This window comes from Chryseobacterium sp. KCF3-3, assembly GCF_045865955.1.
Taxonomy (GTDB): Bacteria; Bacteroidota; Bacteroidia; order Flavobacteriales; family Weeksellaceae; genus Chryseobacterium.
The window spans coordinates 14430-30564 of record NZ_AP035792.1 but is presented as its reverse complement, the minus strand read 5'-3'; the positions used below and the strand labels follow the sequence as shown (position 1 = coordinate 30564).

10 protein-coding genes are annotated in these 16135 nt (G+C 37.6%); 5 read left to right on the top strand and 5 right to left on the bottom strand.

Annotated elements, in window-relative coordinates:
* The 4 genes from ACKTTZ_RS00115 to ACKTTZ_RS00100 all read left to right on the top strand — a co-directional run bounded on the left by ACKTTZ_RS00115 (position 1) and on the right by ACKTTZ_RS00100 (position 7749).
* Positions 1-3141: an efflux RND transporter permease subunit gene (locus tag ACKTTZ_RS00115; protein WP_034696932.1), complete on the top strand. Its 3141-nt coding sequence runs from the start codon at positions 1-3 to the stop codon at positions 3139-3141.
* Between the two features lie 16 nt (positions 3142-3157).
* Positions 3158-4570: an efflux transporter outer membrane subunit gene (locus tag ACKTTZ_RS00110; RefSeq protein ID WP_407846901.1), complete on the top strand. Its 1413-nt coding sequence runs from the start codon at positions 3158-3160 to the stop codon at positions 4568-4570.
* Between the two features lie 59 nt (positions 4571-4629).
* The gene (locus tag ACKTTZ_RS00105) at positions 4630-5181 is read left to right on the top strand and encodes a DUF2652 domain-containing protein (protein ID WP_034696933.1); all 552 of its coding nucleotides are present in this window, start codon (positions 4630-4632) and stop codon (positions 5179-5181) included.
* A gap of 381 nt (positions 5182-5562) precedes the next feature.
* A complete protein-coding gene (locus ACKTTZ_RS00100) occupies positions 5563-7749 on the top strand; it encodes a TonB-dependent receptor domain-containing protein (RefSeq protein ID WP_034696934.1) in 2187 nt (728 codons plus the stop codon).
* Positions 7750-8385: 636 nt separating this feature from the next.
* Here ACKTTZ_RS00100 and ACKTTZ_RS00095 read toward each other — a convergent pair.
* From ACKTTZ_RS00095 to ACKTTZ_RS00075, 5 genes are all read right to left on the bottom strand, one after another.
* A complete protein-coding gene (locus tag ACKTTZ_RS00095) occupies positions 8386-10650 on the bottom strand; it encodes a glycoside hydrolase family 3 C-terminal domain-containing protein (RefSeq protein WP_407846900.1) in 2265 nt (754 codons plus the stop codon).
* Positions 10651-10949: 299 nt separating this feature from the next.
* The gene (gene metQ / locus ACKTTZ_RS00090) at positions 10950-11759 is read right to left on the bottom strand and encodes a methionine ABC transporter substrate-binding lipoprotein MetQ (RefSeq protein ID WP_407846899.1); all 810 of its coding nucleotides are present in this window, start codon (positions 11757-11759) and stop codon (positions 10950-10952) included.
* Between the two features lie 128 nt (positions 11760-11887).
* Positions 11888-12544: a methionine ABC transporter permease MetI gene (gene metI / locus ACKTTZ_RS00085; RefSeq protein ID WP_034696938.1), complete on the bottom strand. Its 657-nt coding sequence runs from the start codon at positions 12542-12544 to the stop codon at positions 11888-11890.
* A complete protein-coding gene (locus tag ACKTTZ_RS00080; protein ID WP_407846898.1) occupies positions 12537-13565 on the bottom strand; it encodes a methionine ABC transporter ATP-binding protein in 1029 nt (342 codons plus the stop codon). Before ACKTTZ_RS00080 ends, metI begins: the two co-directional genes overlap by 8 nt.
* Positions 13566-13581: 16 nt before the next feature.
* Positions 13582-14577 (bottom strand): EamA family transporter, encoded by a 996-nt coding sequence (locus tag ACKTTZ_RS00075; RefSeq protein ID WP_156106478.1) that lies wholly within the window; start codon positions 14575-14577, stop codon positions 13582-13584.
* A 551-nt stretch (positions 14578-15128) separates the two neighbouring features.
* Between ACKTTZ_RS00075 and ACKTTZ_RS00070 the strand changes: the two genes are divergently transcribed.
* Positions 15129-16061, top strand: a complete 933-nt coding sequence (locus ACKTTZ_RS00070; protein ID WP_407846897.1) for a ring-cleaving dioxygenase — start codon at positions 15129-15131, stop codon at positions 16059-16061.
* The last annotated feature ends 74 nt before the right edge of the window (positions 16062-16135 follow it).

Sequence of the window (16135 nt, the reverse complement as noted above, 5' to 3'; positions counted from 1 at the left end):
ATGTTAAAGAAAATTATAAAAAGACCCGTACTGGCAACGGTTATCTCCGTATTGCTTGTTATTCTCGGGATTGTCGGGATGGTAAGCCTTCCGATTACAAAATTTCCGGACATTGCGCCTCCTACCGTTATGGTAACAGCGGCCTATCCGGGAGCCAATGCTGAAACCATTGCCAGGTCCGTAGCACCACCTTTGGAAAATGCCATCAATGGGGTGGAAAATATGGATTATATTACTTCCACAGCGAGTAATGACGGTACTTTGAGTATTACGGTTATTTTCAAATTGGGAACAGATCCCGATCAGGCGGCCATTAACGTTCAGAACAGAGTGGCGCAGGTGACCAATCAGCTTCCTGCTGAGGTAATTCAGGCAGGAATTACTACGGTGAAAAGACAGAACAGTATGATTGCCATGGTCTCCCTGACCAGTAAAGATGGTACCATGAGTGATCTTTTCCTGGAGAACTATGCGAAAATCAATATCGTTCCGGAACTGAAAAGGGTAAAAGGAGTAGGAGATGCCATGGTATACGGAAATAAAGACTATTCCATGCGTATCTGGCTGGATCCGAATAAACTGACTTCATACAACCTTACGCCTTCCGATGTTTCACGTGCTATTCAGACGCAAAACCTTGAAGCGGCACCCGGAAGATTGGGAGAAAGAAGTAAAGAAGTGATGGAATATGTACTTCGCTACAAAGGAAAATTTACAGAGCCTGAGCAATATGAAAATATTACCATCAAAGCGTTGAATGATGGTTCTGTTTTAAAATTAAAAGACATTGCCAAAGTAGAATTCGGAGCGTACAGTTATACGGTTTCTTCGAATTATAATAAAAAAGCATCCGTAACGATGGCGATCTTCCAGATGGCAGGATCCAATGCCAATGAAGTACAGATTGCGCTTCAGGAGAGAATGAAGGAGCTGGAAAAATCTTTTCCGGCAGGAATGGATTATGAAATTCCTTATGCTACAAAAGATGCACTTGATCAATCTATAGAACAGGTAATTCATACCCTGATAGAAGCCTTTATTCTGGTATTTATTGTGGTGTATATCTTCCTTCAGGATTTCCGCTCTACGCTGATTCCGGCAATTGCAGTTCCGGTATCGATTGTGGGAACATTCTTCTTTATGAAGGTTTTCGGATTCTCTATCAATATTTTGACCTTGTTTGCATTAGTACTCGCCATTGGTATCGTGGTGGATGATGCGATTGTAGTCGTAGAAGCTGTTCATGCTAAAATGGAACATAAAAAACTTAATCCGAGAGCTGCTACCATGTCGGCAATGAGTGAAATCACAGGAGCGATTGTTTCCATCACGTTGATTATGTCTGCAGTATTCGTTCCGGTAGCCTTTATGAGTGGTTCTACAGGGTTGTTTTATCAGCAGTTTGCACTGACGCTGGCGATTGCCATTGTGATTTCAGCGATCAATGCATTGACGTTGAGTCCGGCTTTGTGTGCTTTATTCTTAAAACAACACCATCCGGGAACGCATGAAAAAATGAATTTCAAAGACCGATTCTTTGCAGGTTTCAATGCAAGTTTCAATAAACTGACTTTCCGTTATGGAAAAGCTGTATTGTTCCTATTAAAAAGAAAATGGGTGGCTTTGGTTATTATTGTAGCTTTCGGAGGATTGTTTGCATGGATGTCTATGACAACGCCTAAAGGTTTTATTCCGGATGAAGACCAGAGTTTCATTATTGTAACGGCTAACCTTGCTCCCGGAGCTTCAAAGGACAGAACCTCTAAAGTGGTTTCTGATACGGAAGATTTATTGATGAAAAATCCGGCAGTGGATAAAGTGATTTCGGTAGACGGACTGAATCTATTCAGTGGTTCCATGTCATCTTCGGCTGCTTCTATTTTTGTTAAATTAAAAAAAGGAGGTGAGAGAGGCCCTGTCAATAATATCAACGACATCATAGGACAAACACAGGGAATGCTTTCTCAGGACAAAAGAGCCAATTTCCTTGTGATTAATACGCCAACGGTAGATGGTTTCGGAAATACCAGTGGAATGGAACTTGTGCTTCAGGACCGCACCAACGGAGAACTTCAGAATTTAGGAAATATTTCTTACGGAATGATGGGTGCTTTAATGCAGAGACCTGAGGTAGCGGTAGCATTTACTACGTTTGATGTTACTTATCCACAGTTTGAAGTGCTTGTAGATGAAGTGAAGTCTGCTCAGCTTGGAGTAAATGTTTCCGATGTCTTGGGAGTAATGCAGGGCTATTATGGAAGTATTCAGGCTTCTGATTTCAACCGATTCGGGAAATATTACAGAGTATTGGTGCAGTCTACGCCGGAAACAAGACAGGATAAAGAATCCCTGAACGGAATTTTCGTTAAAAATAATCTGGGTCAGATGGTTCCTATCAATACATTGGTAAGTCTGAAACAGGTGACAGGCGCTGAAGTGGTAGACCGTTTCAATCTATTCAACTCATCAAACTTAACGGTTATGGCAGCACCGGGATACAGTACCGGACAGGCTATGGCAGCTATTGAAGAAGTGAGTAAGCAGGTGCTTCCTCCGGGATATACTTATGATTACAAAGGAATGAGCCGTGAAGAAGCAGGTTCAAGCTCACAATCTGTCATGATCTTCGGATTATGTATTGTGTTTGTTTTCTTCCTTTTATCTGCTCAATATGAAAGTTATATTCTTCCATTGGCAGTATTGATTGCGATTCCGGTAGGACTTTCCGGAGTGTTTGTAGGAATTACGTTTGCGGAGCTTTCCAATAATATTTATGTACAGATTGCTTTGGTTATGCTGATCGGATTGCTTGCGAAGAATGGTATTCTGATCGTAGAATTTGCCATTCAGAGACGTAGAGCAGGGAAAAGCCTTATCGCATCTGCAGTAGAGGGAGCAAAAGCTCGTTTACGACCTATTTTAATGACTTCTCTTGCATTTATAACAGGATTACTTCCATTGTTGTTCGTGGTAGGTCCTTCAGCGATGGGGAACCATTCCATCGGATATGCAGCCATTTCAGGGATGCTTTTCGGAACTATTCTGGGGATTTTTGTAGTTCCTGTTCTTTTCGTGGTATTCCAGGCATTGCATGAAAGAATCAACGGAAGAGTAGTAACCGATGCAGATTGGGAATATTAATTCAAATGATTTTAAAATGAAAATTAAAAATATAGCATATATCGCATTTATTTCCGGAACAGCAATCTCCTGTAAGGTTCAGAAATATGAACAGCCTGAAATAAAAATGCCGGAAGCTTTCAGAGCTGACAGTATTGTGGTGGATTCTCAGGAGAATATTGCTAAAATAAGTTATAAAGACTTCTTCAAAGATCCAGTGTTGGTAGGATTAATTGATAAAGCAATGGTGCAGAATAATGATCTTCAGGTGGCTTTGAAGCAGATAGAATTTGCCTCACTGGCTTACAATCAGAGCAAATGGGCCAATATCCCGACTGTAAGTGCTTCTGCCAATGCCAATATCAACCGTCCTTCAGACAACAGTATGAACGGGATGATGGCCGGACAGTTTATGGGAAAAAGGTATATGGAAGATTATACAACTTCTCTGAGTTTCTCATGGGAAGCTGATATCTGGGGTAAAATCAAAGGCAGAAAAGAACAGGCTTTGGTAGAATACCTTAAAACACAGGAAGCGGCAAAAGCGGTAAAAACACAAGTTGTATCTACTGTTGTACAAGGATATTATAATTTACTAATGCTGGATACTCAGCTGGAAATTACAAAATCCAATCTGGCGTATGCGGATAATACTTTGAAGTTTTTGACCAAACAGCAGGAACTTGGTTTGACAACAGCTTTGGCGGTACAGCAGCAGGAAATTGTAAAAGATCAGATTCTGAAATCAATTCCGGCCATTGAAAGTTCTGTGACCACCCAGGAAAATGCTTTGAGCCTGTTAACGGGATCTATGCCCGGAAAAATTGAAAGAAGTGCAAGCCTGAACAATGTACAGTCTCCGGATCAGATGGCTGCAGGGATTCCTTCTGAATTATTAAGCTACAGACCGGATATTAAAACGGCAGAATTTGAAGTCAGAAAAAGTGCAGCAGCCATTCATGTGGCAAAAATGAGCATGTATCCTTCCTTAAATATTACGGCGCAGGGCGGAGTGAATGCCTTCCAGATCAGCAAATGGTTCAGTGTTCCGGGATCACTTTTCGGAATGGTGGCAGGAGCTGTCGCACAGCCTATTTTGAATGGAAAACAGTTGAAAACACAGTATGAGCAGTCTAAAGTATTGGCTGATCAGGCGGAAATCAACTTTAAGCAGTCTGTTTTAAAAGCGGTAGGCGAAGTTTCTGATGCATTGGTGCAGATCCAAAAGTTGGAAGAACAACAGAAGATTGCAGAAGGTTTGGCTGTGAAATCTGGTGAAGCTGTGAAGAAAGCTGACTTGTTATTTAAATATAATTCAGCAACTTATGTAGAAGTGATTATCGCACAAACGAATAAACTTCAGGCAGAACTGGAACTGGCTTCTTTGAAAACCCAAAGACTGAATGCCATTACAGCACTGTACCGTTCTGTAGGAGGCGGATGGCAATAAAGTAAAATTGAATCTGCTTCGTCTCTAATGATGAAGCAGGTTTTTAATCCATAATCATTATGAAGACAAATATACAAGAGGGGATCATTCTCATTCCGGATTTCAGCGGATTTACCGAATTTGTGTTCAATACAAAATTGTACACAGGTGAGTATATTGTACGGCAATTATTGTCTACACTTATTGATGTGAACGATCAGTATTTTGAAATTTCCGAGATTGAGGGAGATGCCATTTTATTTTACCGTTATGATGAAAATCCATCCTACCAGAGTATTTCAACCATGTTGTGGAAGATGAGAAGTGCCTTCAACAGGAAGATAGAGGAGTTAAGTAAAAGTTTAAGCACAAAAATTGATCTGGCGCTTAAATTTATTGTTCATTACGGATCCTTCTCACAGTACAATATTGGAAACTTCAGAAAATTATATGGAAAAACGATTGTGGAAGCTCATCAGCTTTTAAAAAACGGAGTGGCAGAACAGCCTTCTTATGCACTTTTCAGTAATTCTTTCTTGGAAAGCAGTAAAAATAAGGAGTCTGATTTTAATAAAGATCCGCTTCGTTTACCAGAAGTAGGCGTTATCCATTATTTTGAAAATTTAAACTAGCATATATTTTTTAATATTATTCCTTGTAAATTTGCTATTGCTAGCGGCCCGGGTGAGATCCGGGCTTTTTTTATGGGAATACCTTTTGAATAAAAATTGATTTATATAAACTGGAAGTAAAATATTCATATAATTATCATGGATTTTAAAACTTTTTTACGCTAAATTTAAATTATGAGTAAAAAACTTTTTTAAGAATATTTATTATGAAAGTGATTTATATTGTGTCTTTTTATTGAATAATGTGTAGTTTTTTTGAATTTATGTTTAAGTTGGGTACTTATATCTTGTTGGTAGTTAAGTATTTATTTTAATTTTTTTCTTTTTTGATGTAACGAAATTATCAAGATAGTGGTCTTATAGATAAAACTATAATTTCACATGAAAATACTATTATTTCCAATAGCACTATTAACAGGCTCATTAGCAATGGCTCAGCAAGCTCCAGCTCCTGCAGCCAGTGATACTGTAAAAGGAAATGCAAAAGAAATAGAAGCTGTTACACTGGTAGCCAGAAAACCAACAGTAGAATCGAAAATAGACAGAACTGTATTTAATGTAGCCAATAGTGCAATTCTGGCAGGAAATACAACATGGGATGTTCTTAGAATGACGCCTTTGGTAAGTATTGATAACAATGATGAGGTAAAAGCCGAAGGGCAAATGGTAACGGTATACATCAATGACAGGAAATCGGTTTTTACAGGAAAGGAATTAAAAGAATACCTTAAAACAATTCCAGCTGATAACCTGATGAAAATTGAAGTGATTACCAGTCCGTCTTCCCGTTATGAAACTTCAGGATCCGTTATCAATATTGTCCTTAAAAAAAGAGATGATGAAGGAATAAAAGGAAGCATCTCTCTCAACAACAGACAAAGTACAAAGAACTCACAATACACGAACTTCAACCTAAACTATCATAAGAAAAAGTTTACCCAAACCTTTATCGGAGGTTACAATAGCGGAAATTATGTACAAAAGACTCAAACATGGGATAACCGTTATGCAACAAATAAACTGACTCAGTTCAATTTGGAGAACGTGATGAGAAACGAAAGTCCCTCTATTTCTTCCACTTCAGAATTTGAACTGAATGATAAAAATAATATCGGATTTGTAGCAGAATATTCACAGAGCAGAAATTTGTCTTTGTCAGAATCTAATGGGATGATCTTCAATAACGGAGAGCCTGGAGACTCTTTCCTTCAGACTCAGAATACATGGGGATTTAACCGTAATCTGGGAACCAATGCTTTCTACAAATATTATGATAAAGAAAAGAACAGAATTTTAGATATTAATTTAGGAACCAATTACTCCAGCAATGACAATGACAATTTAATTGATAAACAAATTAATAATCAGACTGGCAGCTCAAATCAGCAGCTAGGAGTTATCAGTTCAAATCAGATGCGTAATTATTATCTTAAAGTAGATTATACACAGCCTTTAGGGAAATCCGGCGGTACGATGGAAGTAGGAGGGAAAACGGAAATTAACAATCATATTATTCCCAATAGCCTGTATGGATTCAGTATGAATGATAGTCATTCAGAATATTACAATCTTGCGAGAAATGATACCTTTCATTATGAGGACAATCTGAGCTCTTTATATGCCAACTATAGTAAGACATTCTTCAAAAAACTGGAAACAAGAATCGGAGTACGTTATGAATATATTGATTATAAAGTAAGACAGGATGTTGCGGGGACAGAGAGAAAAGATTCATACGGAACTTTTCTTCCCAATCTATTGCTGAAATACAATTTTTCAGAAAAATTTGACTTAAGTCTTACCTATAACCGAAGCATCTGGAGACCGTGGTATTCTGAGTTTAATCCTTTCCTTGTTCCAGAAATTAACGGAACCTATTCCAGAGGAAATCTTTATCTGAACCCCAATCCGAATGACCGACTTTATCTGAAATTAGGAATCCTGAAAAAGTATTTTATCTCTGCAAGATATATGCATACGAATCAGGATTACTGGACAACTTATGTTACGGAAAACGGAAGAACAGTTTCATTACCAGGGAACTTCGATGGAAAGGTTGAAAAATATTACCTGTTTGCCAATACCAACCAGAACTTCCTGAAAAATAAACTGAATGTGAATGCCGGATTCGGATGGTATTACATTAATAATAAGGACTTCAACCAAAAGAATGATCTAAGGGGTAAAGATTATATCAGTTATTGGGGAGCTTCTGCCAACGTATCCTACACGAATCTTTTCAATAAAAATATTAATCTAAGTGCGTGGGTAGAATTGGCCAATCAGAATAACGGAAATTCATATGCCAACAATACCAATGTTTTCCATAATATTTCAGTGACTAAAATATTCCCGAAAACTCAGATGGAACTAAGCATGCAGCTGATGAATATCTTTAAAAGACCTTATGGTGATAACACGACTTATAGCCCGGACGGAACTTTCAGAGAATACTCAAAATGGGACTGGTACGGTGTTTCCCTTACTTTCGTAAAACGTTTCGGAAACCAGAAAGTAAAAGAAAATACAAAAACCGACGTTGAGAAAAACGGCGGCGGCGGAAAATAATTCAGGATTTGTTAGATAAAAATGAAAGCAGGTTTCAAATTGGAATCTGCTTTTTATTTTTGGCTGGAAGCTAGAAGCTAGAAGCGGGAACTCGTGAAAGATAATCTTTATGTTTGTCTTAAAAAAATCTGTGAAATCTCTTAAATCTGCGAGAAACAATCTATATGTAATTTTGAACCATTAAGAAAATAGTAAGCTGTTAAGAGTATTAAGGAAATATCTAAAGATATTTTTTATAGAGGCTGCTTCATTCAAATTTACTTGAAACTTAATGTACCTTAAAAACTTAAACCTCTTTAATGGTTTAAGAGAAATCTGTGAGATCTCTTTAATCTGTGGGAAAATATCTACATTCAAATTTTAAAACCATTAAGAAAATAGTAAGCTGTTAAGAGTATTAAGGGAATGTCTAAAGACATTTTTTAGGTATACTGCTTCATTCAAATTTACTTGAACCTTCATGTTCCTTAAAACCTTAAGTCTCCTTAATGGTTTAAGAAATTTCAGCAGCTCTTAAGAAATCTGTTGGAGAATAAAAAAACAGACCCCAATTCGGGATCTGTTTCATTCAACCAAATAAATTAATATAATGTGGGATATTCTGTTTGAGAGCATATTCTCAAATGAATTTCCCGTTTATTTCAGGGTAAACTTCACTTTAGTTTTAATAGCATCAGAAGAATTCCCGATCAGTGCTTCAAAGTCTCCCGGTTCAGCTACCCAATCGTGTTTTTGAGCATCAAAATAACTTAGAGCTGTTTTATCAATCGTGAAAGTCACCTCTTTTTGCTCTCCCGGGTTCAGATATACTTTTTCAAAACCTTTCAACTCTTTTGCAGGGCGTGGTACAGAAGATTTTAAATCACTGATATAAAGCTGGGCCACTTCTGCTCCTGCTTTTTTACCTGTATTTTTAACGGTTACTGTAAATGTGATTTTACCATCCTGTGAAATAGTAGTCTGGTCTGCTTTTGCTTTTCCGAATTCAAAAGTGGTATAACTCAATCCATGTCCGAAACTGAAAAGAGGTTTTATATTCTTAGTGTCATGCCAACGGTAGCCTACAAAAATGCTTTCATTGTAAGTAATATTGATCGGGTTTTTCTGATCTTTTCCTTTTCCTGCAGCGAACTCATCTTTCTGTCCCGGATATTCTCCAAGCTGATGGGCAGAGTTGTCTTCAAGTTTTAAAGGGAAGGTAAATGGAAGTTTTCCTGACGGGTTGGCATCTCCGGCTAAAATGGCAGCAATAGAATTTCCGGCTTCAGAACCCAGATACCAGGCCTGTAAAACTGTTGGAACTTCTTTGATCCATGGCATTGCCACAGCATTTCCTGAAACTAGAACAACGGCAAAGTTTTTATTTGCTTTGGCGAGCGCAGAAATTACATGATCCTGATTATATGGGAGCCCGTAGCTTTTTCTGTCGTTTCCTTCACTGTCCTGGAAGTCTGCTTTGTTCAAACCTCCTACGAAAATTACGTAGTCTGATTTTTTAGCCAGCTCAACAGCTTCATTCAGCAATTCAGCTTCAGAACGGGTGTCTTTTAAATCCTGTCCGGATTTTACTCCATTGTATTCACCTCCGATATCTCCTACATAACCTCTTGCATACTGTACATCTGCCTGTTTTCCAAATCTGGTTTTGATTCCGTCTAAAGGAAGTGTTTCATATTTTACTTTTAATGAAGAAGAACCTCCACCAACAGTCATTATTTTGATGGCATTCTCTCCGATAACCGCTATTTTTTTAGCCTTATTAATATCAATTGGAAGAACATTTCCCTGATTTTTTAATAAAACAATTCCTTCTTCTCCGATTTCTTTAGCAACCGCTTTATGCTCTTCAGAAGCAATATTTCCGAAAGGCTTGTTACGGTTCATCGTCGTTTTATAAGCAAGACGAAGTAATCTTGTTACTTTGTCATCCAATTCTTTCGTTCCTACTTTTCCTGCTTTAATCAAATCAAGATAAGGCTTTGCCAGATAATAATTGTCATAGGCATTTTTAGTTCCTGCAGAAAGTCCGTTCGTCCATGACCCGAATTCAAGGTCAAGCCCGTTATGAATGGCCTGTTCAGTATTGTTGACTGCACCCCAGTCGGATACCACTACACCTTTATAATTCCATTCTTTCTTTAAAATATCGTTTAAAAGATACTGATTCTGGCTGGCATACTGACCTTTGTACATGTCATAAGCTCCCATGATAGTCCATGAATCACCTTCTGTTACAGCTGCTTTGAAAGGAGGAAGATAAATTTCATACAGCGCTCTGTCATCTACATTTACATTACTGGTATGGCGGAACATTTCCTGGTTATTCAGGGCAAAATGTTTTACAGAAGTGGCTACACCATTAGATTGCACTCCTTTAATATAAGGAACTACCATCTTTGAAGTCAGATAAGGATCTTCACCCATATATTCGAAATTTCTTCCGTTCAGTGGTGTTCTGTAAATATTAACTCCAGGTCCCAGAAGAATATCTTTTTTTCTGTAGCGGGCTTCTTCACCTAACGCTTTTCCATAGTTCCATGACATTTTTTTGTTCCATGTTGCGGATAAAGCAGTCAGGGCAGGGTAGGCGATAATAGAGTCATTGGTCCATCCGGCCTGATCCCATTCGTCCCACATTACTTCAGGACGAACCCCGTGAGGCCCATCTGTTGTCCAGAATTCAGGAATTCCCAATCTCGGAACACCCGGTGAACTGAATTTCGACTGTGCATGAAGCATGGCCACTTTTTCTTCCAGTGTCATTCTTGATAATGCATCCTGAATACGCTGTTCTACAGGTTTTGATTCATCTAAATAAGCGGGGAGAGTACTACTTGTCTGAGCCATATAAGAAGCAGAAATAAAGGTGAGTAAACTTATAATGACGGTTTTCTTTAACATAATGCCTTTCTATTTGATTTACAGCAAAAATAAAGAAAATTTTTTATTATCTCAAATTGAGAAAATAAAATTTTAACGAATAAAAAACCGTCTACCAATTTGCAGACAGCTTATTATTAAATATTGTATTTGTAAATGCGGAAAAAGTGTAGAGAATCTAGCGAGTGAAAAGCGAAAACCCGAATCCCGAAACCTCGCATCCCATAACTCGAAACTCGTATCCCGAATCTAGAATCCACTCTTATAACTCTAATACTCTCAAGCCCTCAAACTCTCCCACATTTAAACCCTCTCACTCATCAATCCCATCCTTTCACAGCGCCTCCTTTGAAAATTTCTTTGGCTTTCTTTTCTACTTCGGGAGACTGATAGGCTTTTACAAAGTTTTTTACTTTCTGGCTGTTTTTATTATCTGGTCTGGCAACGACTACATTCACATAAGGTGAGTCTTTATCTTCCACAAGAATACCTTGTTTTTCCTGATCCAACCCTGCCTGAGCAGCAAAATTATTATTAATCACTCCCACAACAACATCTCTGTCTTCCAGAACTCTTGGGATCTGAGCCCCTTCAATCTCCATGATTTTCAGTTGTTTCGGGTTTTCTGTAATATCCGTTACTTTGGGAAGAAGTCCGACAGCATCTTTCAATTTCAGCAGGCCACTTTTTTGCAGAAGCAGTAAAGAACGTCCTCCGTTGGTAGGATCATTGGGTATAACAATCGTGTTGCCTTCCTGTAACTGATTGATATTCGTAATCTTTTTGGAGTAGGCAACAATAGGATAAACAAATGTATTTCCTACAGGCACAAGATTATAACCTCTTTGCTTTGACTGTTCTGTTAAATAAGGAATATGCTGAAAGGCATTGGCGTCAATATCTCCGTTGGTCAAAGCTTCATTGGGAACTACGTAGTCATTGAAAGGTATCAGTTCCACTTCCAGATTATATTTATCTTTAGCAACTTTTTTTGCCACTTCGGCAATCTCCTGTTCTGGTCCGTAAGTAATTCCTACACGGATAAAGTTCGGGTCATCTTTTCTTCCCGAGCAGGCACTGAATAACAATATTCCTGCAGCCAGTAAACCAAAAATCTTTATTTTTTTCATTCTATTTTTTATTTAAATACTATTGAAGCAAAAGAGCAAAAAGTTTTTATCTTTTCCATATCCCGAAGCTCGCACCCCGAATCTCAAACTCTCAAACCCTCCGACTCTCAAACCCTCTCACCCAAAAACTACCTGTGATCAAACCTTTTTGACAATCTGTCGCCCATAAACTGAATGATAAAAACTAAAAGAACAAGCAGAATCAAAACGGTATTCATAATAACAATATCATATCCGATATAACCATACTGGTAACCTACCTGTCCAAGTCCTCCAGCTCCTACAGCACCACCCATTGCAGAGTAACCTACTAAGGTAATCAAAGTGATGGTTGCATTATTGATTAATGAAGGAAGTGCTTCAGGAAGCAAAACTTTTCTGATAATCTGTAATGGAGAAGCTCCCAAAGCTCTGGCTGTTTCTATAAGACCATGAGGAACTTCAATAAGACTGTTCTCTACAAGTCTTGCAATAAAAGGGGCAGCTCCCACACTTAGAGGAACCAAAGCGGCATTTACTCCAATAGAAGTTCCTGCCAGAATTCTGGTGAAAGGAATCATCCATACAATCAGAATAATGAAGGGAATGGCACGGAAAATATTAACCAAAATAGATAATCCTCTATGGTAGACTGCATTTTCCAACAGTTGTCCTTTTCTGGTTAAAAATAACATGATTCCTACCGGAAGTCCCAGTACAAATCCAAAAAATCCGGATAAAAATGTCATATAAACCGTTTCCCAGGTTCCTTTTGCCAAAAGGGCAATTACCGTATCACTAAGCATATCCTTTTACTGTATTTTGAATTTTATTTTGGTTGAAATAATAGATCGCCTGTTGGTTTTCTTCAGCTTCACCCTGAAGTTGCAAAAGTAGTTTACCAAAATTGGAATTTCCAAAATATTCTACATCTGCCTTTAACAATTTATAAGGGATTTTATATTGGTTGTATAGTGTTGAAAGAATCTGTTCAACACTGATGTTTTCGTTAAGTTCTATTTCGACCAGCGGAAATAAGCCTTCTTTAGGCTCTTTCTGTAGTCTGTTGATGAGTTCCTGTGGCAGGGTCATGATGTCTGAATTTATGAACTGGCGGATGATCGGGTTTTCTTTATCCGAAATAATCTCGCTTAAAGTTCCTTTTGTTAATAATTTTCCTTTATCGATCACAGCAACGTGGTTGCAGACCGCTTTGATGACTTCCATTTCGTGGGTAATTAAAAGGATGGTAATTCCCAGTCTCTGATTGATATCTCTTAAAAGCTGCAGAATAGACTGCGTGGTAGCCGGATCCAGTGCGCTGGTTGCTTCATCACAAAGCAAAAGGTGAGGATCATTGGCTAAAGCCCTGGCAATGGCAACTCTTTGTTTCTGTCCACCAGAAAGGCTTTTAGGATAATCATTGGCTTTGTCCTCAAGTCCTACGATTTTCAGTAATTCGTTTACTTTTCTGGTGATTTCGTCCTTACTGGTATGATCCAGTTCCAGAGGAAGAGCTACGTTATCAAAAACAGTTCTTGAAGAAAGAAGATTGAAGTGCTGGAAGATCATTCCGATTTTTTTACGTTCCTCAGCCAATTGTTTGGAGCTCAGCTTGGTGAAATCTTTTCCATTAATAATGATCTGTCCTTCATCCGGTCTTTCCAGGAGATTAACGGTACGGATCAGCGTACTTTTTCCTGCACCCGAAAATCCTATGATTCCTACGATATCTCCTTTCTCTATATTAAGACTCACCTTATCCAGTGCTTTGAAAGACTGTTTTTTCTGATGAAATGTTTTTGATATGTTTCTGATTTCTATCATTCTGATTTTATACTGTTTAAATAGGCTGATATCGTCTGCCTGCTCTGTTAAAAAATCTCCTTACTCTTCTGATTTTGACCTTGGCCCGTTTTGAAAGTCTGAAATACTTAGTGACATTTGTTAGAAGTACTCCCAGTAATATAATGAATAAACCATACAACTGACCTCCATTGATGCTTTGGTTGGCAACAATCCAGCCTGCAATCACTGTTACAATAGGATTGATGTAGGTATGGGTGCTTACCAAGGCAGCGGGTTTTACGGACAGAAGCCAAATGTACGACAAATAAGCGACTATCGATCCAAAGAAGATCAAAAATAGGACCCCAAACCATGCCGATAATGGAACAGCAGAAACTGAAAAATCAGACCATTCTTTTCTGAAAAAAGCGATGAGAAAAGAAGCTAATCCCGCTACGATAAGCTGTTGGGCAATATTCATAAAGGTAGATTGGGATGCCGGATTTTTCTTTGAATATAAAGAACCCAATACCCATGCAATGGAGCTTAATCCTAATACTATAAATGCCGTAATACGCAGGTTTCCGTCAGCGATCGCATGAGCATTAGAATTTACGCTGCCTTTTAAAAACATAACTAATCCTACAAAACCGATAATCAATCCTATCGGAATGAATTTATCTGAAAAATAATATTTCCAGTTCTTTTTATCGATAGCAATGAACCAGAATGGTCCCGTTGCAATTGAAATGGCTGCCTCAGAAGCCGTTACATATTGTTCTCCCCAGGCTACAAGCCCGGTTCCTCCGGTAAGAATAAGAATACCGGTAATGGCATTTTTCTTCCAGTTGATCAGAGAATTTGCTTTTTCTCCTTTAGACAGAAGATATCCCATCATCAGAATCCCGGCTACCAGAAATCTTAATCCCGAAAGAATGAATGGCGGAAAACCTTTTAAGCCAAATGAAATAGCTAAAAACGTAATTCCCCATATCACATAGATGTTTGTAAACGCCAATGGAATCAACCATTTGTTTTTAGAATTGCTCATTTTTATTTTTTTAATGTTGTTGTGTTCAATGAAAAAAGGCTCTACCACGTGGTAAAGCCTTTGAAAATATATCTAAATAAAAGTAAGGTCAACCACAGTATTCTTGATGTATAGGCATACACATATCCTTCATCATATTTTTGATGGTATGTTTCTTAATTGAATTATATTTTAATTCTGCCTTCATTTTGTCTTATTTCCTGAATACGTTTGCAAATATATAATATAATTTTTATTAGTCCACTAAAAAAGTAGGCTTTTTAAATATTAAATTATCGTTAATGATTTAATTTATTGTTTATTAGTATTTTATGTGTTTTTATTTTTTACTTGTTTGAATCTGTTTATCAATATTTTATGCTTTTTAATTCAAATACTATAGAAATTGACTGGTAATTGGGGTTGTGGAAAATATAAAATAAATTGAATTTTTTGAGAATTGTGTAAAGTTTGACTGAAGGTCTCATCCGAAACGGAGCTTTTGCATTTATTAAACTAGTTAAATGCACAGGATTTCTGTTCACTGTAATTTAGCATCAAAATTAAAAGACATGGACAATAGAATTTTTGGTCTGCATCATATTACTGCTATTGCAGACAACGCCAAAAGAAATTTAGATTTTTATACCAAAGTTTTAGGTGTAAGACTGGTAAAGAAAACTGTAAATTTTGACGATCCTGGAACGTATCACTTCTATTTTGGAAATGAAAATGGTACACCGGGAACAATTCTTACATTCTTTCCATGGGAAGGAATAGGAAAAGGAACCAATGGTAGCGGAATGGCAACTCATATTGGATATTCAGTACCGAAAGGAAGTCTTGAATTCTGGAAAAACCATTTACAAAGCTTGAATGTGACAACAGAAGATGGTGAAATATTTGGAGAAAAGATGATTTCTTTTAAAGATCCGGACGGCCTTCAGCTACAGCTGATCGAACCATCAGTTGAAGACAATAGAAAAGTATGGACAACAGATGATATCAAAGATGAAAATGCATTAAAAGGTTTTCATAATGTCACTTTAACACTAAAAAAAGCGGATCCAACCATCAAAGTTCTGACTGATATTTTAGGATATGACTTACAGAAACAGGAGGGAGAAAGATACAGATTGGCTACTGATGCCATTGATACGGCTAATCTTGTTGATATTATTGAAAATGATACAATTCCAGCTGGAAGAAATGCTGCGGGAACCAATCACCACATTGCATTCAGAGTAAAAGATGATAATGTTTTGATGGAATATCGTGAGAAAGCCTTATCTGCAGGACTAAGCATCACTCCAAAAATCAACAGAGATTATTTCTACTCACTGTACTTCCGTGAACCCGGCGGTGTTTTGTTTGAAATAGCAACCGATAATCCGGGATTCACTGTGGATGAACCTTTGAATGAGTTGGGAACAAATCTTAAACTACCCGTTCAATACGAAGGAATGAGAGAAAAAATAGCAGGAGTATTGCCGAACTTATCATAGATCATCGGTCATATTTTATAAAGATGCTAATTTTGAATAAAGATTTAAACATCCAGAATATAAACTTATTTTAG

What these genes read in the sequence shown, in the direction of transcription:
- ACKTTZ_RS00115 (WP_034696932.1), top strand. Translation starts at nt 1, where the DNA reads ATGTTAAAGAAAATTATAAAAAGACCCGTACTGGCAACGGTTATCTCC.
- ACKTTZ_RS00110 (WP_407846901.1), top strand. Translation starts at nt 3,158, where the DNA reads ATGAAAATTAAAAATATAGCATATATCGCATTTATTTCCGGAACAGCA.
- ACKTTZ_RS00105 (WP_034696933.1), top strand. Translation starts at nt 4,630, where the DNA reads ATGAAGACAAATATACAAGAGGGGATCATTCTCATTCCGGATTTCAGC.
- ACKTTZ_RS00100 (WP_034696934.1), top strand. Translation starts at nt 5,563, where the DNA reads ATGAAAATACTATTATTTCCAATAGCACTATTAACAGGCTCATTAGCA.
- ACKTTZ_RS00095 (WP_407846900.1), bottom strand. Translation starts at nt 10,650, where the DNA reads ATGTTAAAGAAAACCGTCATTATAAGTTTACTCACCTTTATTTCTGCT.
- metQ (WP_407846899.1), bottom strand. Translation starts at nt 11,759, where the DNA reads ATGAAAAAAATAAAGATTTTTGGTTTACTGGCTGCAGGAATATTGTTA.
- metI (WP_034696938.1), bottom strand. Translation starts at nt 12,544, where the DNA reads ATGCTTAGTGATACGGTAATTGCCCTTTTGGCAAAAGGAACCTGGGAA.
- ACKTTZ_RS00080 (WP_407846898.1), bottom strand. Translation starts at nt 13,565, where the DNA reads ATGATAGAAATCAGAAACATATCAAAAACATTTCATCAGAAAAAACAG.
- ACKTTZ_RS00075 (WP_156106478.1), bottom strand. Translation starts at nt 14,577, where the DNA reads ATGAGCAATTCTAAAAACAAATGGTTGATTCCATTGGCGTTTACAAAC.
- ACKTTZ_RS00070 (WP_407846897.1), top strand. Translation starts at nt 15,129, where the DNA reads ATGGACAATAGAATTTTTGGTCTGCATCATATTACTGCTATTGCAGAC.